We start from the raw sequence: 25,752 nt of genomic DNA on the forward strand, positions 1-25,752 counted from the left end.
CTTAGTAAGAAATAATTGTGTTTTCCCCCATTCCCTACTCTTTCTTAATCTATGTGTAACAAAAACTAAAGTAATCAAAAACCTTTTTTATCCTACAAATTAATAATAATATTCCCTATTACCTTCTCAAAATATTTTTTTTCTTTTTTTATTGCTACTGATTTATTCTCTTAGAATTATAGTAACGATCTTTGTAATAAATATATTGTTTCTTAGCTTATTCCCTATTCTCTATTATAGAAAACAATAGTGTATAATCTATGATGCTAATGCCAAATACTGGCAATCTAATTAATCCCATGCTCCCTCAATTTCAAATAGATACAACTTTTGACCTATCTAACTATTTAGTAGAGCGAAAAGCTCTCGTTGAAAAAGCTCTTGACAATTCTATCAAAATAGTTTATCCAGAGAAAATCTATGAGGCAATGCGCTATTCTCTATTAGCAGGCGGTAAGCGCTTACGTCCAATTTTGTGTTTAGCGACCTGTGAATTATCAGGTGGAAATATAGAAATGGCAATGCCTACTGCCTGTGCATTGGAGATGATCCATACCATGTCCTTGATCCATGATGATTTACCCTCAATGGATAATGATGACTATCGCCGAGGCCAACTTACAAATCATAAAGTTTATGGTGAAGATATCGCAATTCTTGCAGGAGATGGTTTATTAAGTTACGCTTTTGAGTTTGTAGTCACTCAAACTAAGAATGTACTACCAAAACAAGTTCTACAAGTTATTGCTCGGTTGGGAAAAGCTTCCGGAGCAGCAGGCTTAGTTGGAGGCCAAGTAGTGGACTTAGCTTCTGAAGGTATTTCACAGGTATCTGAAAAAACCCTACATTTTATCCATACTCATAAAACAGGAGCTCTTTTAGAAGCTAGTGTAGTCTGTGGAGCAATACTTGCGGATGTGTCCCAAGCTAATTTATACAGACTTGAACGCTATGCTCAAAATATTGGTTTGGCTTTTCAAATAGTTGATGATATTCTCGATATTACTGCTACAACAGAAGAGCTAGGGAAAACTGCTGGAAAGGATATTGAAGCTAAAAAAGCAACCTACCCGGTCATTTGGGGATTAGAAAAATCTCGGTTTCAGGCTCAAAAACTAGTTGAAAAGGCCAAGGCAGAGTTAGAAGTTTTTGGAGACAAAGTAATGCCACTAATAGCCTTAGCAGATTTTATTATCAGCCGTAGTAACTAGGGGGATAATATGCAGAATATTGCTGAAATAATGGACAATTATGTTCTATGGGTTGCTCTCGTGGCTTGTTTGATGGCTCAATTTTTGAAGATAGTGGTAGAGTTAGTTCAACATCGCCAGATTAATTTACGAGTTTTATTCACAAGTGGAGGAATGCCTAGTGCCCATTCTGCATTTGTGGCAGCATTAGCAGTAGGAGTAGCTCAGACAAAAGGCTGGGGTTCTCCAGAGTTTGCCCTGGCTTTAGTATTTGCAATTATAGTCATGTATGATGCAGCAGGAGTTCGTCAAGCAGCAGGGTTACAAGCACGAATTCTTAATCAAATTATAGATGAATTTTTCCAAGAAGACCATCACTTGAATCAAGACCGTCTCAAAGAGTTATTAGGTCATACTCCTATGCAGGTAATAGTAGGTTTTTGTCTAGGAGTGGCTGTGTCTTGGGTGGCTAGTTTCAATTATTAATTGCTGACAACAATTTTGCCGTTTTAGAGGTACAAAGTTTAACGAGTTTAGGAAGATGGGAAATAGAGATTGATATTAAACTGTACCTCACTATCCTTAAAATTTCTGTAGTTTAATTCTAGGACTAATTAATGTCACCTTACTACTATCTACCATAAAAGCTAAAAATCCGCGATTGCTTAACTTAACCATACTATTTGTTGCGGCTCCAACTCTATTTGTATAAGTTACTAATAAAAAAGGTTTTTGCCCATAAGCAGCTAAACCTACGTTACGCCCTAAGCTTCTTTGTAATTTTAAAGCTACTTCTGGTTGATTATTATAATCAACTAAAACAGCAAAACCATTACCTAAAGGTTGAGGGTTATAGCCTGCTTCTGGAAGTACTGGTAAAGATTCATTACGTGATGTTTTCTCTTCCCTTGGTTTAACGACATAAGCAGGAAATCCTAAAATGTCTTGAATGTAGCTAGCCCAATCATTAGCCACATCTTCGTCATCAAAGCCTCGGATACTACTAACTGTCTGGTCAATGTAACTACATATATCTATTCTAATATCTTCTGGTAAACTTTGGCGAAGAATATCTTCATTTACTGTTGTCTCTGTAAGTATTACTAATAAGTATTCATTACTAGCAGGGGATTGGCAATCATCAATTGCTTTAGCATATTTATTCTCAATTGTCAAAAATGATAAGAATAAAAAAGTTAAGGCGATCATTGTTGTTAGCTTCCCCAACCAAGATCTATTCAATTGCAGTTGAGTATTTATCATTGCGAAAGAATGGTTAATATTGACACCCTCCCCAGCTGTTGGGCAGGAAGATTACTACTAGGCTGAAGCTCTTCAGTGGGTTCAGGTTTTGTTTACTCATGAGTTCCACTAATACAGAGTAATGCACCAACCTCAACTCATCCCCTTAAGGAAGTGGGTTGAGTATTATGGTGCTGGTGATGCTTCTCTCCACGTCCATTTTTTGTCTCCCTTGAGCTTCCCTACATAAAAAGTAAAGCTCTTCGGAAAGAAATATGTCCAAGGATTAACTAGTACATTTATTTATAAAAGCAAGCTTGAGATATTAGCTCCCATCTATATAAATAATTACTATAAAATCACAATCATATTTTTCTGCTTTTCCTTCTAGAAATCTGCCTATGGGCTGCCAACATAGCCTACTAATTTCTGGATAATTTACGGTATTTTGGTGTGAACTCTCTTGCGAATATCATCGTCCTAGAGTTGTACCACTTTTTTTATCGTACCACTTTTTCATTATTCCATGAACATTCAAATCTTCCTTTACAAATTTGGTTTTCATTAATTATATTGGTTCATAATTTATGCAAAAAGTCTTTTCTCCTATCTCTAAATTGACCATAAAATTTCGCAATTTTTAATCTGGTTTTTTCATATGGTTTAGAACTTAAGAATTTTTCCCAGAAGCTGTTATACTAGAAGCTAAAGGTTCAGGAATAGTTTCTGAGGGTGCTTGAAATGCTCCTGTAATTACAAACTCTAAGCGTAATTTTAACCAATCAATAAATTGACGATTAGTAGAAATAATTGCTGCTGCTGGTTGAGGGCATTTTTCTTTGATGTTAGCTAGATCAGAAGCTTCTAAAAAAGCAGGTTGAGAAACTAACCAAAAATCAATTTCTTTTTCCTTCTCATGATAATCTCTTGTACGCTCTCTGAGTACTTCTTCTAGGGGTTCTTCCTCAAGTAAAAATTTTTTACTAGCTAAGACGTAATAATAAGTTTTCATTTGCATCAATTTTTTATAAATTGAAATTAGTAATTAGAACTTGCCATTAATAGCAAGCTTCATTTCACGGACAGCTCGCTCCATACCCACGAGTACCGCCTTAGAAACAATTGTATGACCAATGTTGAGTTCTTCCATGCCTTTTAGACAAGCAACTGAATAAACATTCTCATAAGTGAGGCCATGTCCAGCATTTACCCGAAGACCATGATTAATAGCTATGTTGCATCCATCTGCCAAAATAGTTAATTCTTTGTGGCGTGTGGCCTCATTTTTAGCTTCAGCATAAGATCCTGTATGGAGTTCAATAAACTTGGCCTCAATTTGGGCGGAAGCTTCTATCTGTAGTCTTTCGGGATCAATAAACATACTCACAGGAATACCCACTCCTTGTAACTGGGCTACAACTTTCCTCATTTGGGAGAGATTTCCTGCTACATCTAAACCACCTTCTGTCGTCACTTCTTCTCGGCGTTCTGGTACCAGAGTAATATAGTCCGGTTTAATTTCCAGAGCGATCGCCACCATTTCATCAGTAGGGGCCATTTCGAGATTCAAATGAGTCTGCACTGTTTGTCGGAGAATATGGACATCTCGTTCTTGAATGTGGCGACGATCTTCCCGTAGATGGACAGTAATGCCATCAGCACCAGCTAGTTCAGCTAAAACTGCTGCTGCTACCGGGTCAGGTTCTACAGTTTGTCGCGCTTGTCTAATTGTAGCAACATGATCTATATTGACGCCAAGAGTGGGCAATTTTTTCTTCTCCTGATTAATTTAAGCATCATATCCCTATTATATAAAACATCTCCCAAAATACCTATTTAGGTACAGCGGTGTAAGGGGTAAGGGAACCTTTTCTGGATCGGTTGAAGCGAGTGCGTCGGCGCAGCCACCGGAAGAAGTCAAATCTGTGTGTGTGTAAGTCTTACTACAAGCTTTCTGAGATTTCCCAAGTTACAGAAACTGAGGTAGTTGGTGGATAATCTTAATAAGTTCTAATTAAGGAATTTTGAGTATCAAGCCTGCCCCTAGTCTTGTAGTTTGCTCTTGAAGAGTAGGCTGAAAATTATTAGAATATTTTAAAAGCCAGGTTCATAAATTTAGTTCAAACTAAAAACTACTTGTTTTTGGTAAAATCTGGAAAATACTTTTTCTTAATAATTAAGACATTGAAATGAAAAATATAGCTATAGCTAATTAACATTTTTATTAATAGAGTTGTTTGGTGTGGGCAAATTTAAAATGCTCAAAAGCTTACTATATAAAGTTTTTATGATCTTGGATATAAAAGTGCTATAAACTTTAACTGATAAGGGTTTTAGCTATTTGTTTTCCAAAATTACCAATAACTCTAATTATGGTATCAAAGCTTAATAATTAATAAAAATGTTAACTATTTAGTTGTAAATTAGGAACTGTAATTATGCAAGTCTCACAAAATTGCCTAGATTTAATCAAAAAATGGGAAGGATTTTCTCTGAATGCTTATATAGATCCAGTAGGAATAGCAACTATTGGGTATGGAAGCATTCGTTATCCCAATGGAGAAAAAGTTCGTCTAGGAGATAGAATTTCAGAAAGAGATGCAGAAGGATATCTGGGTTTTGAATGTAAGAAAATAGCACTAGAAATTTCTAAATTAATCAAAGTTCCTGTTAATCAAAACCAATTTGATGCTCTAGTATCTTTTTCTTATGTGCGACTCGTTGGCTAGTAAAAACTGCTTAAAAGCAGCTATAGCAAGCCTTCCAGGTTTTTAAATGAAGTGAGTAACTTCAACCTGTGAAAACTCTTATGTCCTTAGTGGTGAAATTCCACCGCCTTGTTGTTGGGTAGAAAGCATAGGCCACGGAGTAGAGACTGAACATCAATCTCCGAAGCTGGCTTAAATGCGGGAAGATAATAGTTGCCAACGAAAATACCGCTAGCAGAGACTGACAAGTGGACGAATAGGAAGGTAATAAAACTCTCGTAAAAGATGGCCATTCCGAAGGTAGCTATGGAATGTAGGACGAAAGTTAGAGGGTTAATGGGTATAGATATATAAGAGTCTATATCAACAACCAATACGCACCCTCCGGGAGATTTTACCCCACTAAATCAGTTGTAATAAAGGCATAAGGGAACGAGAAAACCTCCCCAAGACACCTAAGAATATGGGTCGAGAACTTAGGAAGCCATTCAAGGTTAATCTACGCACTTAGTCGTAGGTCTTAGGGAGAGTAGGATTGGGTAAAAAGCATATCTATGCAGACGTACCCACTGTTAGACGTAATGTGAGGTAACAACTAGCAATGAATAAAGCTAAAACACTAAAAAGACATAATGGTAATCCTAATCTCTTTTTAAGTGTGGCATGGGATACAGACGATACACTGTCCCAAATTAGTATTAATCCTAATTTCAGCTGGAGAGATATTGATGGGAAACGGGCCCAGAAGAATGTATCTAAGTTGCAAAAGTTAATTTACATAGCATCCAGCCGTGGCAAAATCCCCAAGATGCGTAAATAGCAAAAACTTCTGACCAAAAGTTATTACTCCTTGTCCCTAGCTTTTAGGCCCGTGATACAGGTAGACCCGGGGAAGAAAACTGCTGGTATGAACTGAATTAAAAAGCTTCCTCCAATGCAGAGATTTAACTTGGTTGATTCGATTAGCAGAATTAGTAAATATTCTGGTGTAAGGAAAGAAGTTACGATGCTGTTAAATTGGCAAAAGAATAAATGCGCATCTTATGGATTAACTTTTAGACCAACTGACCTAATTGAATTGGACTATTTAATGCTTATTAATGTTTAGGTCTAAAGGTGGTGACAATATATAGAGGAATAAACAGTTGTTGCACCGACATTGTCACGATACTAAAACTGCTTTAGACAAGAAAACATATTTAAAAACAAGGCTACAGGAATTACTTGATGATTATCTGTGGGTTGACAATATGTTGGCGCTAAGGTGGGGATGTACCTTTTAATTGGGGCGTTTAAGAGAGGAGCCGTGTGAGGTGAAAGTCTCACGCACGGTTTTGAAGACCAGCAGACACTATAAAGAGTGATCGGAAATGGGTTTGCTGAGTTTAACAATGTAGGAACTGGCGCATTTCAAAGTAGTACCTTATTAAAAAAACTAAATCAAGGAGATTATCAAGGAGCAGCTAATGAATTTTCTCGTTGGGTAAATGGGGTGGTTAATGGTGTCAAGCAATCACTACCTGGTTTAGTATCTCGTCGTGCTGATGAAAAGAGGTTATTTCTTAAAGCTGGAGGAGAGAAAAAACCTTTAGAAGATGAAATTTCCAAACAAGATAAAGTAACTTGGTTAGAAGGATATCGTGATGAAAATAAGAAAACTGTAGTTGTAGCTTGGAATGGGGGTAAAGTAGAAGAAATTTTAACTCTAGAAAAGTTTAATAAAGAGTTATTGGCTAATGTTTTTCCTCAGTATAAAAATGCTAGGTATTATGTCACTGCTCCTGGTAATAAACGAATTCCTCCTGGTGAAAGAATTTCAGTTTTTGAAATTTCGGATATATATAATTCTGATAAACTTCCAAAACTCAATCGTGTACTAGTGCGAGGGAGTGAAGGTAGTGATGTGAAAATTTTACAAGAGAGATTGAAGGATTTAGGTTATTATCTAGGAGAACTTGATGCTATTTTTGGTAGGCAAACTGAGCTTGCAGTTATTGATTTTAAAAAAGATTATTTTGGAATCACAACAGATAATGCAACAGTAGAGTCCATAACTTGGAAAAAATTATGGGGAGATCCTCTACCTAAACCTCCCGTCTTACCACCCACGTCAAAGAAAAATTATCTACTATTAACAAAGACAAGTCGTAAAGATAGATATGGATGTTATGTACTTCACTTAGACTATTTTAAAAGTGGCAAGCTAGAGGACAGGTTAGAAGTTTGTTGCGGTGCCCCTGGAAGGCAATTTTTCCGTACCGCTGCTCGGAGTCGGGCAATGACTGGAGAACCATTACCAGAGGGAAAGTGGTACATTAATGATATTATTTGGGCTGATGGTCAAGATAATTATTATGGTCAAATTTTTCAAAGTGGTATTGGCCCTGTAACAGTTCCCTTAGACTATATAGAACCTGGCACAACTGAAAGAAGCGCGATTGAAATTCATATTGACTGGAATCGAAATTATGGTTCTCCTGGTACTGTTGGTTGTATAGCTACTTACAACATAGCTGATTATAAAAGGTTTATTACTTGGTTAAGGGATACAGATCCACGGGATCTTTATGTTGACTGGAAATTAGGGACTTCTCCTAAACCTTAGTTAAGATTATGGTGCGTTACGCTTGGCGCTTCGCACCTCGCTTTTGAGTTGATATTAATCAACTTTTTTTAGTTCTATTTCACCATCATCAGGATATTCTCCAATTAATTCACCCACTCCTTCTGACATAGTCCTCGGGTGCATAAATACTACTTTAGAATTAGCACTTTCACTTAATTTATGATTAATTTCTATGTATCTTTGAGCAATCAGAAATTTTATAAATTCCGGACTGTCTGGAGACAAGTTTAAAGTTTCAGAAAGAAGCTTGATAGACTCTGCCTCTGCTTGAGCTTTAGAAAGAACAGTTTGCTTCTGACTTAAAGCTACTCTTTCCGACTCCATCGCTATTCGCAATTTTTCAGGAAAAACAATATTCTGAATCTCAACACGAATCACTTTTACCCCCCAGTTATAAGTTGCTTCATCTAATTTTTTCAGCAAGGCTTTATCAATATCATCTTTTGTAGACAAAACTTGTCGCAATGGCAAGCGACCAATTTGAGAACGCAGAGAAGTTAAAACAATTTCTTGAATAGCATTTTCTACATTTTCAATTGCATAATACGCTCTCTCTATGTCTATGATCTGCCAGTACAGTACTGCATCTACTTTCAAAGTCAAGTTATCATTAGTAATAACTGACTGCTCAGGAATATCCAAAACTCGTTCACGAATTGTATCAACATAAGTTATTCTCTCTACTAGGGGTACAACAAACTGAAGTCCTGGCTTTAAAGTACGTCTATATTTACCTAAGCGTTCTACTAACGCTTCATCCCCTTGGCTAATAACTTTTACTGAGGAGTTAACTGTATAACTAACAATTGCGGTTGCTATCACAGGAATAATATATTGGAGCATAATTTAGGGTTGAGAATAATGGTTAATTTTCTTAATCCTAGCATTTTCTTGAGACTAGGAAGTAGAATTTTAGAGACAAAAATTTTTCCCTATTTGTAAAGGAATTGTTAAAAACGTTGCTTTTAGCTCACATCTCTTTGAATAACTACCCCGGGAAAATTTTAGGTACTGGGGAAAAAGGTAACAATTGATGGGAGAAAAGCATTTTTATTATTACTAATTAATGGGCAGTAATTAGGCAAAAACAATATATGTAGCGTAGTAATTTGTGGCTATACTAGAGAAATTAGATATAATTTGCTGCTTTCGGTAGTTCAATATGACTCCCATTCCAGTGACAATATTTCTATGATTTTTTCCAATCTAAATTATGATAAAGTGTAATGATTAACTACACAAAATATTTCAATTATTAGAGAATCAAATTATTCTTTAGTATTTGGAAACAATGAATTTGAATTATATTGGTTCTTGTCAGTATTTACTCTCATTTTACACAAATTTTACTATGACAAATTTGGCTAATTATCTGGAAAAAGTGAGTTCTGATACAATTAATTATTTGAAGTTTTGAAACTTTGAAATCGCAAAATTTATGGTTAAATGCCCAAGAATAAATTGTTAATAAAACAGGAAGAAGTATATCTAATTTTTGATGATACAGTTATAGTGATCGCTCCCCGTGGTTTTAGCCGTATCCCATAAAGCAGATAATGAAGATAGTCTAATTGGTCATACCCTGTATATATTATCTTTGCATAAGTCCTGATGTATACACTACTTTGATATCCATCTTAATTAGTGTAATTTAAAGCATTGATAAATAGATTTTCAAGGGTTATATAGTAAATTTATATGGGGTTCTATTAATCCATCCTACCTTTAATTTTTAATTTTTTCTTAAACTACCTCGTTTCATTTGTTCCCTTTCAATAGCTTCAAATAAAGCTTGAAAATTACCTTGACCAAAACCTGGTGTCTGAATTTGTTTACCATTTACCCAAACAACTTTACGTTCAATAAACTCAAAAAATACTGTTGGTTGGTTAAATATTGGTTGTGTAAAAATTTGTAGTAACATTGCTCCTGGTATTTTTTCTTGCCAGTCTACCAAAATTTGACAATTTTGAACTTTCTGCCAGTCAGTTTCTGATAGATGACTTAATGCTTCTGTTTGTAGACTATAGTAATATGTTTTTGGAACTTGTAAAAAAGGTAAACCAAGCGATCGCAACTCTCCGACCACCCCCAAAATATTTTCTGTATGTAAAGCAATGTGTTGTATTCCCGCACCAGAATTAGCATCCAAAAATTCCTGAATTTGAGAACTATCAGATGTAGGCTCATTAATAGGAAATTTGACTTCTCCCTCTGGGTGTATCATCACTAGACTACGCAAACCTGATTTATTTGTCTGAATGTCAAAATTTTGATGGGGTTGGAAATTGAAAATTTGATGATACCAATTGAAAGCAGGTTCTAAATTGTCTTTAGCTACATTTAAAACTACATGATCGATCACCATAAGATCCGTAGAAAGTTGAGAAGTAGAATTCAAAATTTTTGCATCATCAATTTTTTCTATCAAAGTATGAGTTAAGTCTCCCCATCCAGAAATTTTCGCCCATTTTAAACCGTTTAAGTTTTCCTGAATAGGTTGCAAAATTTCTGCTCCATTAGCTGCCGCATTTGCCACAACTGAGGTAATATCTCGAACTCGAAAAGCTACATCAGCGACTCCGGGAGGATGTAAGCTCAGAAAATTGGTAACAGGACTTGCTGGTGTGATGGCAGAAGATAAGGCAAAATATACTTGACCCCTGTTAATAATTTCCTTCTGGGTATGTTGACTGGTTTTAGAAGCAATGGCTTTAAAACCTAATTTTTCTCTAAACCAGTCTCTGGACTCTATAGCATTTTCAACGTAGAAATGAATGTGATCGAACTGCATAATCAACTTTTATTATTCAATCAAAATATTATTTGGAGAAAATAAATATTGTTACAAGTATAGCGCTACCTGCTAACGTTATGACATTTTGAGATTCCTCAACAACCTTTTTGGAGAATTAAAAGTTTTCAAGTGTCCCAAAGTCTTTTTGTACTGCTATATTAGGTAAGCTGTTAACTATTTAGATTCCTTATTCTAATAACAACCAATTAAAGCGAAAGTTTTGTACAGTAAGGATTTATCTATTGTCCTAAAATTTACAATAAGTTGTTTAAATGCTTAATAGTTTAATAGGTTTTAAGTAGTAGTTGAGTAAAACGGCTAAAATCTTGGAATAGTAGGGGGTGGGTTTATAATTCAAATAAATAAGATTGAACTAATAGATTATATGAAACCGCTCCCAAGGATATAATGCCAAAACTAGTTGTATTAGTCCAGTAGGTAAATCCTAAGCAAAGGACAAAAAGCTTGACTTTCAGAATAAGAGAAGGTTTCATAGAACTTAAAAACCATAATGTCCATGAAATATGAATATCAATAATATTAAAATAACATCATTTTACTACAAAAAACTTCTAAATTACAACTTTTCTTGCCATGGAGCCAGAATCAAATTTATCCCTTTATTTATCTAGGCCATATTTCAAGTCAAAAGTATTAACCAAGTACAAATAGCAACTTCATTCTCATCTAATGCTCAAGTAAGTTCTAATTACAAACCATTACCAAGGTTGTTCCCTCACTTTGACATAGATACCAGAGAGTTCCTCCAGACTGTAATTGCCATTATGAACTGCTCACAAAAATGGGTTTTGAGTAATTACTGAACTCAATGGCAGCTTGGAAAACATAGATACAACATTCTGTTGTTAGGAATTGTTGCTCAGAGCTTGGTAATTCCGATAATTTGGGATATTTTGCTGAAAAAAGGAAATTTCCAAACTACTAAACGAATAGATGTAATGGAGAAATTTTCTGCCTTATTAGGTAAGGAGCGAGTAGCATACCTAACAGGAGATAGAGAATTTCTAGGTAAACAATAGTTAAAATATCTTTCGTTTAATTGGGAGCTTCCTATCACCATTCGTCACACAGACTTAATTGGTAATGGATAATTATTTACCTTTAAGGGTGATTTTTAAGGAGTTTAGCTGTTTTACAACCACCATAGCCATATACCTCCCCCTTTTTGCTGTTGTTTTTACTCTATGAGAATCAACAACTGCTGCAGTAGGTTCCTGATGTCGTGCTTCTTTGACTCTTCTCTCTTGCCGTAGAGTATTATTAATTTGTTCCCAAATACCATATCCGTGGCATTTACGAAATTTTTTTGACACAGTTTGCCAAGGTAGTAGCTTCTGGGAGAAAGAACCCCAATGATAACCAGAGTAAAGGATCTAGGATATAGAATATACTATTTACTACTTCTGTGAGATTAGTATTTGCTTTGGGCCCTGGTTGAGAGAAGTTTCGGTAGCAGAGGTTCGAGTAGTTCCCAGTGGCGGTGGTTTAGAGCCCTGGCTAAGTTTTTTTTATTTTCCTACCTTCAATACTTCTTCATGGGCATCTTTAGCTTTTTTTTTACAAACAGTCTCTAATTAGATAACGATTATTAGGATAAAAACTTAATTAATTTTTAAGGATTCGGCGATCGCGATTTTTAAGCGGTAATGACAAACCTGATAGTTCCTTGTACGCAAACTTAAAAAATAAATAGCTTTTAAAAATATCATAAAAAACTTTTATAATAGGAATTTTATGAACATATTCTATATAATCTGAGAAACCGGCCGTGGGAGTCCGTAAGTTCTAAATATCTTATTCGGTCATTTACTCCCTACTTTTAATTCACTAAACAAGCTTCTATTGTTTCTAATACTGACTTAGACAAACTGGGTAAGTCATAACCACCTTCTAAACCAAATAATATCTTGCGGGTTATTTGCAAACAATATTCTGTAAATAATCTATAGTCTTCTGGTTGTAGAGAAATACTTGCTAATGGGTCGTCATGGTTAGCATCATAACCAGCACTAACAATCAATAAATCTGGTTGAAAATTAGCTAAAAAGGGGATGACTTTTTCCTTGAAAGCCCTTTGATAATTAGCTATTGTACTACCTGGCGACATAGGCAGATTTAGTACATTATTGTAAAAACCATGTTCCTCAGCAGACCCTGTTCCAGGATAACAGGGATATTGATGCAGAGAACAGTAAGCTATGTTCTCATTAGTTTCTACAATTTCTTGAGTACCATTACCATGATGTACATCCCAGTCGAGAATGGCAACTTTGTTAATGTCTAGTTTTTCTAGGGCATAATGAGCGGCGATCGCAGCATTGGAAAATAAGCAAAAACCCATGCCCCGTCTGCTTTCAGCATGATGTCCAGGTGGTCTTGCCAAAACAAAAGTAGGTTTCCTATTTGTTAATACCAAATCTACTCCATCTAACCAAGCACTTACCGCTAACAATGCCACATCATAACTTTTAACAAAAACTGGTGTATCTGTATCTAAAAAACCTCCACCATGATCAGCTATTTCTGCCACTGCTTTAATATGACTACGAGAATGAACTTTTTCTAGCAGTGTCATCAATAATGAATCACGCTGTTGTACTGGGGTAGGTGAGTGCCATTGCAGTTGGCCATTATCAGGAAAGGCTTTGAGAGCTGTCACAATTGCAGTTAAACGTTCTGGTCGCTCTGGGTGTAATATACCAGTTTTATGTTCGAGAAATTCATCGGAGTAAATAACAGAAACCATAATTTAATTTTAGATATTAGAAATTGTCCCATTTGATGAAACCTTGATAGGACTTATGCAGAAACTGAGTTGATTTACAGAAATTTCTTAAAAAATAGTAATCAAGGCAATAAGTCCGATTTTTTGTTTGGGTGCATAAGTCCTATTTTATTGTAATCATATCAAGATTTAAAATTAATATTTAATTAAAAATCTTGAAATATTTCTGATAAATTTTATGAAAAGATGCAGACAAAATGTGCTATAGTTTTAAATATAAAATAACTTTCTAAATATATCAAAATTAATCGAACAAAATTAGATTTTTTTGGTTTATTCCTAGTTAATTATAAATTTAATGGAGTTTTTCATTATATGACTACTTCTGAATCACGAATTGTACCAACAGATTTGCGCAATGAAATGTCCCAATCATACCTAGAATACGCTATGAGCGTCATCGTAGGTCGGGCGTTGCCAGATGCTAGAGATGGTCTCAAACCTGTACATCGTCGCATACTTTATGCTATGCATGAACTAGGTTTAACTCCAGACCGCCCTTTCCGGAAATGCGCTCGTGTAGTAGGAGAAGTACTGGGTAAATACCACCCCCATGGTGATACAGCAGTGTATGATGCTTTGGTGCGAATGGCTCAAGATTTTTCAATGCGATCTCCATTAATTCAAGGCCATGGTAACTTTGGTTCTGTAGATAATGATCCTCCGGCTGCGATGCGTTACACCGAATGTCGTCTGCAAGTGCTAACTTGTGATGCTATGCTGCGGGATATTGATTCAGAAACAGTAGATTTTGCCGATAACTTTGATGGTTCTCAACAAGAACCGTTGGTACTCCCTTCTCGTGTTCCACAACTATTTCTTAACGGTTCGTCTGGAATTGCAGTGGGGATGGCAACTAATATTCCTCCCCATAATTTGGGAGAATTGATTGATGGTTTGGTAGCTCTAATTCACAACTCAGAAATAACTGAGAACGAATTAATACAGCATATTCCCGGTCCTGATTTTCCTACAGGGGCTCAAATCTTAGGTAAATCAGGTATTAGGGATGCTTACACCCTTGGTCGCGGTTCCATCACCATGCGTGGTGTTGCTACAATAGAGACTATTGAACAACGAGGTCGCCCTGACAAAGAGGCTATTATTGTCACCGAGTTACCATACCAAACTAACAAAGCAGCATTAATTGAAAAAATTGCTGAATTGGTGAATGACAAAAAAATTGAGGGTATTTCTGATATCCGGGATGAGAGCGATCGCAATGGAATGCGTATTGTTATTGAACTTAAACGAGATGCTTATCCCAGAGTTGTACTGAATAATCTCTACAAACAAACTCCCCTACAAGCAAATTTCGGAGCCAATGTTTTAGCACTGGTAAATTCTGAACCCCAGTTATTAACTCTGAAAAAATACCTAGAAGTTTTCCTAGAATTTAGGGTAGAAACTATTACTAGGAGAACAGAATATGAGCTGCGAAAAGCTGAAGAAAGAGATCATTTATTACAAGGTTTACTAATTGCTTTAGATAACCTTGATGAAATTATTCAATTAATTCGCAATGCTGCTGATACCCCTAATGCTAAAAAAGAATTAATCGAAAATTATGGTTTATCTGAAGTTCAATCTGATGCAATTTTACAAATGCAGTTAAGAAGATTAACAGCATTAGAAGCACAAAAAATTCAAAAAGAACATGAAGAATTACTACTAAAAATTGCTGATTTGCAAGATATATTAGCTAAACGAGAACGCATTCTAGAAATTATCGAAACTGAAGCTATAGAAATTAAAGAACGTCATGCAACTCCCAGAAGAACTGTTATTGAACTAGCAGAAGGAGAGCTAGATGATACAGATTTAATTGCCAATGAAAAAGCAATTATTTTATTAACAGAACAAGGCTATATTAAGCGGATGCCAGTTAATTCCTTTGAAGCTCAAAGTCGAGCAACTCGCGGTAAATCTGGCACTAAAATGAAAGAAGATGATGTAGTTGAACATTTTCTCAGTTGTTATGACCATGACAGTATTTTATTCTTTAGCCAAAGGGGAGTTGTTTACTGTCTAAATGCTTATCAAATTCCTATTGGTTCTCGTGTTGCTCGGGGAGTACCAATAGTGCAAATGTTGCCAATTCCTAGAGATGAAAAAGTTACTTCTATTGTGGCTGTTTCTGAGTTTACTGATGACAAATATTTAGTCATGCTGACTAAGGGTGGATATATCAAAAAAACAAGTTTATCCGCATTTGCTAATATTCGTTCTAATGGATTAATAGCTATTTCTCTTGGAGAAGGTGATAGTTTAAGGTGGGTAAGGAGAGCTAAAGTTGATGATAGTCTAATTATTGGTTCTAGTTATGGAATGGCAATTCACTTTAGAACGGATAATAAACAGTTGCGTCCTTTAGGTAGAAATACTAGAGGAGTAAAATCTATGAAACTTATCAAAGGTGATGAGTTAATTAGTATGGATATTTTACCTAGTTCAATAGTAGAAAATATTGCTGATATAGATGAAGAAAATTTAGAATTAGAAGAAGAAGAGTTAGAAATAGAAACTGATGAAATAGAAGAGGTAGAAAGTGATGAATTTACTGCCACTAACAATATAGGATCTTGGGTATTAGTTATTACTACAAATGGTTATGGAAAGCGAGTACCAGTTTCTCAATTTACTTTACAAAATAGAGGTGGCAAAGGTCGTATTGCTACTAAGTTTAAACAGAAGAAAAAGAAACAAGACCAAGTAGCTGCTTTGCGAGTAGTAAATGAGTCAGAAGAGTTGATGATAATTACTGCAAAGGGAATTATTATTCGTCAAGCAATAGATGCTATTTCTATTCAATCTCGTAGTGCTACAGGAGTTAGAGTACAAAAACTTGATGATGCAGATGCTATAGCAGAGGTGGCTTTAGTTCCGGCTACGGAAACTGAAGAAACAATAGAAATAGAAGAAGGTATAATGGAAGCAGAAGTAGTGGAAACAGAAGAAGATATGGAAGAATAAACATTTGTTTGTAGTTGGGTTGGCACATCAAGATACATCTTTTGCAATTTAGCCATTCAGGCATTAGCTGTTAGTCTGTCAGCCATTAGGCTAACAGAAACAGCAAATTATAATCTAAATTATACTGTTTTTTTAAATCAAGTTGCGATAGTTTAATTACCTATAATTACCTAATTAAACTGATTATATTAAGTATCATTAATTAGTCATAATAAAATTATTTTCTCCCATCAACTGCTCTAAATTACCTAAAATTTACTAGCAACATTTTAATTATTCTTTTGTTTATTACAACCTGCTGAAATTCCATAGAATTTCCTTGCCTATTCCTCAGATAATTTATTTATGTTTACCTACTTATTTATAACATTTATTAGTGGCATTCTAATGGGAATGACCACAGCACCTATTGGTGCATGGTTTCTTGGATGGGTAGCTTTAGCTCCTCTCTGGGTATTAGTAATTCAACAGGAAAAACCTTTTAATAAATTTTTATTAGGTTTAGCTTGGGGAATAGGTTATCATGGTTTAGCTTTGTTTTGGATAACTGGAATTCATCCTATGACTTGGTTAGGAATTCCTTGGTTAGCTAGTCTAGCGATCGCTCTATTTTGTTGGATTTTTATCACCCTTTGGGGAGCAATTTTAGTTGCTATTTGGGCTTATTTATTTGGATTTTTAGCTCCTATATCTTTCTCAGATAAAATATCCTCATTTACTAGAATTTTATTAAGTATAACTATATGGTGTTGTTTAGAGAAAATTTGGAGTTTAGGAAATCTTTATTGGACTTCTCTAGCTTTTACTCAGAGCAATCACAATTTAGTAATTTTACACCTTAGTAGATTATCAGGGCCAATTACAATTACTGCAGCTATTGTAACAGTGAATGCTTTATTTGGGGAAGCTTTTATTAAAGGAAAATTACGTCAAAATTCCCCAAATTTTCAACAAATTATGTTTGGTCAAATTATGTTTGGTCAAAAACAAAATAATTCAGAGCTACCAAACTTATTGACTAAGTTTCCCTTTTTATACCAAATCTGGTTATCAAAAGGTAAATTTTTTAAATCCTCTTTAACCATCTCCGGAACCCCTCATATCTCAAGTTCCCTATATGATCAAAAAATGCTCCATAAACAGGATTTAGTATCCCTTACTCCTTCTTACTTTTTCCTGGTTCCAATAATAATTTTAATATTGTTCCATATCATAGGGTTTGGTCTATATAATACTCCTTTAAATTCAGAATCAACAGCAGCTTTAAAGGTGGGAATTATTCAAGGAAATATTCCCAATGAAATTAAGCTTAATTCCGGAGGTTGGTATCATGCTTTAGAAGGTTATACTCAAGGATATAAAGAGTTAGCAAAGGAAAATATTGATGCTGTATTAACTCCAGAAACAGCTTTACCTTTTTTATGGACAAATCAAAATAATCCTAGATTCCTTTCTTTTTATCAAGCAATTTTAGAGAAAGGAGTAGTAGTTTGGGTAGGAGGTTATGGCAAACAGAAGAATAATCTGACAAATAGCTTATTTACTATTGATAGTAAAGGAGAAATATTCAGCCGTTATGACAAAATCAAATTAGTACCTCTAGGAGAATATATTCCTTTTAATAAAATGTTAGGAAAGTTAATAGATAGACTCTCACCTTTAGATGCTAATTTAGTACCAGGAAAAATAGACCAGATATTTGACACACCTTTTGGAAAAGCTATAGTCGGAATTTGTTATGATTCAGCTTTTTCCGAAGTATTTCAAAGGCAAACATTAGCAGGAGGAGAATTTATTTTAACTGCTGCTAATAATGCTCATTATAGTTCTACAATGCCAGCTCAACATCATGCTCAAGATGTAATTCGAGCTATAGAAAATGATAGATGGACAGTACGAGCAACAAATACAGGTTATTCTGGAGTTGTAGATCCCCATGGTAGAACAATTTGGCTATCAGAAATTAATACTTATGTAACCCATACAGCTAGAATTTATAGGCGCAAGACCCAAACTTTATATGTCAAATTGGGTGATTGGTTGACACCACTATTGGTCTTAGGAGGAGTATTCACAAAAATAATTATATGGTTAAAATAAAATAATCTACTTCTGCTAAAATACAATAAATATAGGCTTAATAGTTAATTAAATATTAAATCACAATACTAAACAAAAAGTGAATAATATAACTGAAATATTTGAGAAAAAAATATGATTACGAAGAGTAAATTATGTAAATTAATTGGGTTATTTATACTTGCTTTAATATTAGTTACTTGTAGGGTTAATCCAAATAAGGATAATATCCAAAAGCCTCAATCAGATCAAGTATTAACAATTTGGTGGAATCGAGGATACTATCCGGAGCAAGAAGAAGCTCTTAAAAAAGTAGTTGTTGACTGGGAGGAAAAAACAAATAACAAAGTTAAACTTTTGTTTTTCAGTGAGGATGATATATTACAAGCAGCTATTGATGCTTTGGAAGTAGGTAAAACACCTGATATTCTCTTTTCCGAAAGAGCAGAGTTTACTTTAATTCCCCAGTGGGCTAGAGAAGGAAAATTAGTAGATGTTTCAGATGTAATTAAGCCTGTAAAAAAATCCTATGATACAACTGCACTGAACTCTTCTTATTTGTACAACCAAGTTAAGTCTAAATCTTCTAATTATACTGTGCCAATAATGCAGCAAACTCTCCATGTTCATTACTGGCTTGATTTAATTAGTGAAGCTGGTTTGGGTGAAGAAATACCAGAAGAGTGGGACGAGTTTTGGCAGTTTTGGCAAAAGGCACAAAAAGTTTTGCGTGAAAAAGGTCAAGATAATATTTATGCTTTAGGTTTGCCTATGTCTATTAATAGTACAGATACTTACATTATATTTAAACAAATCTTGGAAGCTAACAATTTACAAATAGTAGATAAACAGGGAAAATTACAAGTCGATAAACCAGAAATAAGACAAAAAATTATTGATATTTTAGACTGGTATACTAGCTTTTATAAAAATGGGTATGTGCCACCTAAAGCAGTTAACTGGAGTAATTCTGATAATAATATTAGTTTCCTCAATCAGAATACTTTAATGACAATTAATCCAAGTATGTCAATTCCTGGTTCTCAACAAGAAGATGAAGAAATTTACTTAAATAAAATGAGAACTATAGAGTTTCCGAATAATCCTAATGGAGGTGCTCCAACATATTTAGTATCTGTCAAAGAACCTATAATTTTTACATCTTCTCCTAATCCATTATTGGCGAAAAATTTTCTTTCATACTTAGTAAAACCAGATAATTTAGGACCTTATATTAAAGGTGCAAAAGGTCGTTATTTTCCAATTATGCCTAAGCTCTGGAAAGACCCTTTTTGGAGTAATATAAAAGATCCCCATATTTCTGTTGCTTCTCAACAATTTACTAAATCTCAGACTCGTTTACTTCACAATTCTATCAACCCAGCTTATTCTCAAATAGATTCAGAAAATATTTGGGGAAAAGCCATGGCAAAAGTGTTAATTGAAGGCTTATCACCAACTGCTGCAACAGACCAAGCTATTAATCAAATTAAAGAAATATTTGCTCAGTCAAAAACTCAGAATGAAAGGTAATATAGTAAAGCTAAAAATTAGAGTATTAAATGATGCACTTTTGGAAAAAAAGCCTCTTGATCCAAATTGTAGGTTCTTTTTTAATATTGTCATTAATGACAATATCAATTGTCGGATATACAACTTTTAGTCAAGCACGAGCATCTTTAAAAGAATCAGTGTTTGATCGCCTTAATTTTGCTGTAAAACTTAAGGAAAATGAACTTAATAATTGGATATTAGATCAACGTAGAAATATTTTGGCGATCGCCGACTTGCCAGAAATTAATAACCAAGCAAAAATATTGTTAACAAGCCAAAAATCTACTCCAGAATATAAGTCAGCTCAAACTTTACTATATGCTTCTTTAAAATCTTTTGTCAGTAATCTTAATAACTTGCAAGAAATTTTTATTTTAAGCAAAAGTAGTAGAATTTTAGTTTCGAGTAATTCCAATAAAGTAGGAAAATATCAAGCCCTAACTCAATATAGTCCAGTAACAAGATCTCCCACATATAAGTTAAGATCAAATCTTTACCGCAGTGCTGAAACAGATAAACCCATAATTACCTTTGCTATTCCTATTCTTAATGAAAATGGTAAACAATTAGGAATATTAGCTAGCCATCTTCGCCTAGAAAGAATTGATTCTATTATTAGAGAACAAGCAGGGTTAGGACAAACAGCAAAAATATATTTAGTAGGTAATATTGGTAATAGTTTTTCGAGGATAAATGTATTTGTTTCAGCTACGGAATTTGGTTCAAAAGAATTTCCTAATGGTATTAGTAGTAAAGGTATTAATGATGCTATTAATCATAAAAATGGTGAAGGGTTGTATCGAAATTACAAGGGTGTGCCAGTCATTGGTGTTTATCGGTGGCTAGAATATAAAGACTTAGCATTATTAGCAGAAATAGATCAAACAGAAGCATTTGCATCTGCTCGTCATCTTGCTAGTTCAATTTTGCTAGTTGGTTTGACATTAGCTTTAGTAATGGCAGTAGCTATGTTGTTATTAGGCCGTCAAATTGTACGGCCAATTTTAGCTATCGCTCATACAGCTAGGTTAGTAAGTAAAGGTGATCTAACTCAAAAAGTGCCAGTATTAACTAAAAACGAAATTGGTTTGTTGGCTAAAACTTTTAATGAAATGATTAAACAGCTAGAAAATTCATATCAGGAACTATCTAATTATAATCAAATTCTTGAGGTAAAAGTTAATGAAAGAACCCAAGAATTAAAAGAAAAAAATACATACCTAGAAAAAACACTTTTTAAGTTAAAACAAACTCAATCTCAATTAATTCAGGATGAAAAGATGGTAGCTTTAGGTCAATTAGTTGCTGGGGTAGCTCATGAAATTAATAACCCTATTAACTTTATATATGGCAATGTTAAACCCGCCAGAACTTATACAAAAGATTTATTAGATTTAATCAACCTTTATCAGCAATATTATCCAGAACGGGCATCTGAAATTTTAGAAATAGAAACGACAATAGACCTAGATTTTATAAGAGAAGATTTTCCTAGTTTGCTTGATTCTATGGAGGAAGGTTCTAGAAGAATTAAAGAGATAGTTTTATCCTTGCGTAACTTTTCTCGCCATGATCAATCTAGCCAAAAACAAGTTAATATTCACGAAGGTATAGATAGTACTCTACTAATTTTGCAAAATCGCCTTAAACCTAGGGTAGGATATCCAGAAATTCAGATAATTAAAGAATATGGTAAGCTGCCATTGGTAGAATGTTTGGCTAGTCAAATTAATCAAGTTTTTATGAATCTTTTTGCTAATGGTATTGATGCTTTAGAAATGTCATGGGAAAAATCTAAATCGAAGTTTTTTTCTATTAAACCCCAGATCATAATTAAGACGAAAACTCTCAATAAAGACTATATATCTATCCATATTATTGATAATGGTCTAGGAATACCAGAAAAAAATAAAAATAGAATATTTGAACCCTTTTATACAACAAAACCTGTAGGAAAAGGTACGGGTTTAGGATTATCCCTTAGTTATCAAATAATTGTGGAAAAACATGGAGGTAATTTTTACTGTAATTCTTTGGTAAACGAAGGTACAGAATTTGTAATTGAATTGCCTATTTTGTATAAGTTCTCATCAATGAGTAAAAGTTAATTCTTAAGGGAGTAGGGAATAAGAAATATAAAAAAGTTGTGCCTCAAGGGTTGGATAAATGGTATATAAATACGATTAAGTAGTGGCGCAAAATTAATTATACATTTATATAAGCTGCATTTTTTACATTCTCAAAAGCAAAGATAATTAAAATAAGTAAATATTTTTTTCATGGTACTTGATAAGATAAAATGTGCAAATTAAAATCCTGTATATAAATTTGTAAAATATGTGTTTTTTTGTTTGCAGTCTATTACTAAACTTTCCCAATAAATTCACCTTTATTACTTCTATACCTCGTTTTTTTATCAGCTAAAAATTAATGGCTTTAAGCAAATTAAATTATAATATTTTTGATAGAATTGAATTCTACTCAAAAAAAGTAGATAATAACTAGAATTGTAAAGATAAATCTGTATTTTAATACACGACAATATATCCCTATTAAAACTTCAAAAAAATTCTCTCTTTTTTATTTGTTCAATATTTTGTCTCCCGGATAAAAACTATCCCCCTAAAATTCTGTATGTAGCACTAGGAATTTAGGAGACGGATAACTACTATAATAGTATTATTTATTCCCTGTGATTTTTATAAGTATAGGTTGTTCAGCACAAGCAAGTTTATGTAATGAATTTATTTGGCATAAATAATTACCAACTGTGATGAATGTTTATTATAAGTTATAGAAGCAAGAAAAACTAAAGTTGAAATAGTAAAGTTGTAAGTACATCTTAAAATCAAGGGATATTAATAGAGATAACTTTATTAAATTAATTAGAGATGATATTTTTCAGCTACTATAATCAAGATTAACTAAAGATTGTCTATTATTTTTTTTTCACTCTTAGTATAAGACAAATTCTTATTAATTAGTCAGAATAAAAATGCTTTTATGAAATTAATTGCTCCCAATTCCCAATTCTTAATTCCCAATTCCCTAAAATTTTCCCACCGTGGTTATTCAAAGATATCTGATGTTATAATTTTTTTTTACTTTTGATTTTTTTTTCTGAGAAGGTAGTAGCAATTCCTATACATTAATACTAACTTTTGATCAAACTTTAGTTGTTAAATGATAAACACAAAGGGAATAACTTTTTTGCATAATGAACCCTAAATTAATGTTGATTTTATCAAGACTTTTATAAATATTTTACGGATTTTGTATTCAACGTCCCTATCCCTACTCCTCAAGGTTCGGGGTTAGGATCAAAATGTTAAGTTGAAAAGTATTTGAGAAATGGTATAAGAGGAGTTAACTTTTGACTTGCCCCTAGTGCTCACGTAGCGCTATACTCAATCATTAATAATTTAAATAATTAATTAATAATGCAAAACCAACCTCATTCCCAAATACAACAACAAAAATTACCTAACCAAAGGTGGTTGATACATCCAGAAAAACCAGAAATTACTAACAATTTAGCTAAAACTCTAGAAATATCACCCTTAATAGCTCAGAGTCTTATTAACCGCGATATTTCTACTATCGAAGAAGCACAAGTATTTTTAGACCCTGGGTCAATAAAACTACCTTCTCCAATACAAGAATTTCCCGACTTAGAGATCGCTCTTAACTTATTACAAACCACAATTTCCCAAAAGAAAAAAATTGCTATTTGTGGTGACTATGATGCAGATGGCATGACTAGCACTGCTTTATTATTGCGGAGTTTTAAACATTTGGGAGCAAAAGTTGACTACGCTATTCCCAGTAGAATGCAGGAAGGTTATGGTATCAATGAACGCATTATTGAAGAATTTCATCAAGAAGGAGTCAGTCTCATCCTGACTGTAGACAATGGTATCTCTGCATATAAACCTATCGCTAGAGCTCGGGAACTTGGTTTAAATGTTATTATTACTGACCACCATGACATTCCACCTGAGCTACCACCTGCTAACGCTATTCTTAACCCCAAACTCATTTCCGAAACTTCTCCTTATCAAGGTGTGGCAGGTGTGGGAGTTGCTTATATTTTGGCACTATCTCTGGCAAAACGTCTCGACAAACTTTCAGGTTTAACTGACCCACTTTTAGAATTATTCACTTTAGGTACTATTGCTGACTTGGCACCTTTAACTGGAGTTAACCGTCGCTGGGTGAAACAAGGGTTGCAACTTTTACCCCATTCCCAGTTAGCGGGGGTACGAGCATTAATTCAAGTATCTGATGTTAAAGCACAAGCGCAGGGAAATTTGAAAGAAACTAAGAATCAAAAATCTCTGAAACCAGATGATATTGGCTTTCGTCTTGGTCCCCGTATTAATGCAGTGGGACGCATTGCTGATCCACAAATTGTTATTGAACTTTTAACGACGGATGATAAAGAAGTGGCGGCAACAAGGGCGAAACAGTGTCAAGAAATTAATCAAACACGGCAGGAGTTATGTGCAGAAATTGAACAACAGGCGATCACTTGGTGTGAGGAGAGTCAGATAAATTTTGAGAAGGAAAGGGTGTTGGTCGTTGTACAACCAGGATGGCATCATGGGGTTATTGGTATTGTGGCTTCCCGGTTGGTGGAACGTTATGGGGTGCCTGTTTTTATTGGCAGTTATGAGGAGGAGCAAGGGCCAGATGCAAATTTGGCAAGTTCTCCAGGGGTTATGTTTGCTTCATCTGAAACAACTTATACAATTCGGGGTTCTGCTCGCGGTATTCCTGAGTTTCATGTTTTTGAAGGGTTACAATTTTGTGATGACCTATTAGGAAAATATGGTGGTCATAAAGCAGCGGGGGGTTTTTCTTTGCCTGGAAAAAATTTAGATGAGTTTCGCTCCCGTTTGAGTGAGTTTGCTCATCAATGTTTAAAAATTCATCACTTAAAACCTTTAATTACTATTGATGCTGAAGCCGAATTTAAGGAGCTCAATTTTGACCTTTATCATCAAATAGATTTACTTCATCCCTGCGGAATTGAAAATAGATCTCCGATTTTTTGGACTTCTAATGTCCGAGTTGCAGAACAGAAAATTGTTGGTGCAGGGCATATTAAATTAACTTTAATTAAGTCAGAAATAATCAAGGCGATCGCTTGGCGTTGGGGAGATTATTTTCGTTTACCAAGCTTAGTTGATATTGCTTACAAATTGCGTGAAAATACTTTTAATGGTCAAACTTCTATTGAATTAGAGTTAGTTGGTGTGCGTTTACCTCAGAAAGTTTATGCTAATCAAAAATCGTCACATTTACCCCCAATTAAAAAGTTTTATTATCGCAATTGCTCTTATACTTGTAGTCTTTATAAAGTTGGAAATTTACAGGAATTAAGAATCCAAAATTCCCGTGGTGACGTCTTAGCTATTCAAAAAGGGAAAAGAATAGGTTTGTTAGGAAAAAGCCGCAATAATGCGCAACAAGTCGATGTTTCTAAACCTCACTTTTTTCATTTAATTAAGGCAGCTATAAATGCTTTAAACCTCAATTTATAAGCTGATATTTATAACCGTGGTGCATTGTATTTATTGCACTACCGGATAAGTTATACTAAATCCTATTTATATAGGAAGTTTATTGAAAAGTTCAGCCATAAGGTTTAAAAGAATTTGGATAAAGTGGCAAATTATGAGTTATATAGGGTCATAAATGTGTTGACTACATTTTCTTCAATAAGGAAGTAGGTAGAAAGTTTATATGCAACTTCCTTATAGAATAGTTATTCA

At 34.2% G+C, this 25,752-nt stretch carries 18 protein-coding genes; 11 read left to right on the top strand and 7 right to left on the bottom strand.

Annotated features, from left to right (window positions below):
• Positions 1-269: 269 nt before the first annotated feature.
• Together crtE and TERY_RS20080 are read left to right on the top strand one after the other, a co-directional pair.
• Positions 270-1,211, top strand: a complete 942-nt coding sequence (gene crtE, locus TERY_RS20075; RefSeq protein WP_370495934.1) for a geranylgeranyl diphosphate synthase CrtE — start codon at positions 270-272, stop codon at positions 1,209-1,211.
• A gap of 9 nt (positions 1,212-1,220) precedes the next feature.
• Entirely contained in the window at positions 1,221-1,676 is a 456-nt protein-coding gene (locus TERY_RS20080) for a divergent PAP2 family protein (protein WP_011613510.1), read from the top strand.
• Between the two features lie 96 nt (positions 1,677-1,772).
• Here the strand turns inward: TERY_RS20080 and TERY_RS20085 are convergent, their stop codons facing one another.
• The 3 genes from TERY_RS20085 to TERY_RS20095 all read right to left on the bottom strand — a co-directional run bounded on the left by TERY_RS20085 (position 1,773) and on the right by TERY_RS20095 (position 4,200).
• A complete protein-coding gene (locus TERY_RS20085; protein WP_044136948.1) occupies positions 1,773-2,453 on the bottom strand; it encodes a hypothetical protein in 681 nt (226 codons plus the stop codon).
• Between the two features lie 649 nt (positions 2,454-3,102).
• Complete coding sequence (locus TERY_RS20090) at positions 3,103-3,444, bottom strand: MgPME-cyclase complex family protein (protein WP_044137869.1); 342 nt, start codon at positions 3,442-3,444, stop codon at positions 3,103-3,105.
• A 33-nt stretch (positions 3,445-3,477) separates the two neighbouring features.
• On the bottom strand, positions 3,478-4,200 hold the full coding sequence (locus TERY_RS20095; RefSeq protein WP_011613513.1) for a pyridoxine 5'-phosphate synthase: 723 nt from the start codon (positions 4,198-4,200) through the stop codon (positions 3,478-3,480).
• Between the two features lie 670 nt (positions 4,201-4,870).
• Here TERY_RS20095 and TERY_RS20100 point away from each other — a divergent pair.
• From TERY_RS20100 to TERY_RS35435, 3 genes are all read left to right on the top strand, one after another.
• The gene (locus tag TERY_RS20100; protein ID WP_011613514.1) at positions 4,871-5,161 is read left to right on the top strand and encodes a glycoside hydrolase family protein; all 291 of its coding nucleotides are present in this window, start codon (positions 4,871-4,873) and stop codon (positions 5,159-5,161) included.
• 637 nt (positions 5,162-5,798) lie between these two features.
• Positions 5,799-5,960 carry a hypothetical protein gene (locus TERY_RS37515; protein ID WP_370495938.1) on the top strand — a complete coding sequence of 54 codons (162 nt, stop codon included), beginning with the start codon at positions 5,799-5,801 and terminating at the stop codon, positions 5,958-5,960.
• A 540-nt stretch (positions 5,961-6,500) separates the two neighbouring features.
• A complete protein-coding gene (locus tag TERY_RS35435) occupies positions 6,501-7,745 on the top strand; it encodes a glycoside hydrolase family protein (protein ID WP_011613515.1) in 1,245 nt (414 codons plus the stop codon).
• Positions 7,746-7,799: 54 nt separating this feature from the next.
• Here the strand turns inward: TERY_RS35435 and TERY_RS20115 are convergent, their stop codons facing one another.
• The gene (locus tag TERY_RS20115) at positions 7,800-8,609 is read right to left on the bottom strand and encodes an SPFH domain-containing protein (RefSeq protein ID WP_011613516.1); all 810 of its coding nucleotides are present in this window, start codon (positions 8,607-8,609) and stop codon (positions 7,800-7,802) included.
• An 889-nt stretch (positions 8,610-9,498) separates the two neighbouring features.
• On the bottom strand, positions 9,499-10,560 hold the full coding sequence (gene hppD, locus TERY_RS20120; RefSeq protein WP_011613517.1) for a 4-hydroxyphenylpyruvate dioxygenase: 1,062 nt from the start codon (positions 10,558-10,560) through the stop codon (positions 9,499-9,501).
• 866 nt (positions 10,561-11,426) lie between these two features.
• Between hppD and TERY_RS33675 the strand changes: the two genes are divergently transcribed.
• Positions 11,427-11,603: a hypothetical protein gene (locus TERY_RS33675; protein ID WP_155994520.1), complete on the top strand. Its 177-nt coding sequence runs from the start codon at positions 11,427-11,429 to the stop codon at positions 11,601-11,603.
• 72 nt (positions 11,604-11,675) lie between these two features.
• Here the strand turns inward: TERY_RS33675 and TERY_RS20130 are convergent, their stop codons facing one another.
• Complete coding sequence (locus TERY_RS20130) at positions 11,676-11,897, bottom strand: hypothetical protein (protein ID WP_011613518.1); 222 nt, start codon at positions 11,895-11,897, stop codon at positions 11,676-11,678.
• A gap of 506 nt (positions 11,898-12,403) precedes the next feature.
• A complete protein-coding gene (locus TERY_RS20135) occupies positions 12,404-13,330 on the bottom strand; it encodes a histone deacetylase (protein ID WP_011613519.1) in 927 nt (308 codons plus the stop codon).
• A 354-nt stretch (positions 13,331-13,684) separates the two neighbouring features.
• On the opposite strand from TERY_RS20135, the gene gyrA reads away from it, so the two are divergent.
• The 5 genes from gyrA (at position 13,685) to TERY_RS20160 (ending at position 25,521) form a co-directional block, all read left to right on the top strand.
• Positions 13,685-16,342, top strand: coding sequence for a DNA topoisomerase (ATP-hydrolyzing) subunit A (gene gyrA / locus TERY_RS20140; RefSeq protein WP_011613520.1), 2,658 nt, complete (start codon positions 13,685-13,687; stop codon positions 16,340-16,342).
• Between the two features lie 387 nt (positions 16,343-16,729).
• On the top strand, positions 16,730-18,442 hold the full coding sequence (gene lnt, locus TERY_RS20145; protein WP_052845880.1) for an apolipoprotein N-acyltransferase: 1,713 nt from the start codon (positions 16,730-16,732) through the stop codon (positions 18,440-18,442).
• A gap of 114 nt (positions 18,443-18,556) precedes the next feature.
• Positions 18,557-19,954, top strand: coding sequence for an extracellular solute-binding protein (locus TERY_RS20150; protein ID WP_011613522.1), 1,398 nt, complete (start codon positions 18,557-18,559; stop codon positions 19,952-19,954).
• 95 nt (positions 19,955-20,049) lie between these two features.
• Complete coding sequence (locus tag TERY_RS20155; protein WP_370495943.1) at positions 20,050-22,083, top strand: HAMP domain-containing sensor histidine kinase; 2,034 nt, start codon at positions 20,050-20,052, stop codon at positions 22,081-22,083.
• Between the two features lie 1,332 nt (positions 22,084-23,415).
• Entirely contained in the window at positions 23,416-25,521 is a 2,106-nt protein-coding gene (locus TERY_RS20160; RefSeq protein WP_011613524.1) for a DHH family phosphoesterase, read from the top strand.
• The last annotated feature ends 231 nt before the right edge of the window (positions 25,522-25,752 follow it).

It is taken from the genome of Trichodesmium erythraeum IMS101, from assembly GCF_000014265.1.
Lineage (GTDB): Bacteria > Cyanobacteriota > Cyanobacteriia > Cyanobacteriales > Microcoleaceae > Trichodesmium > Trichodesmium erythraeum.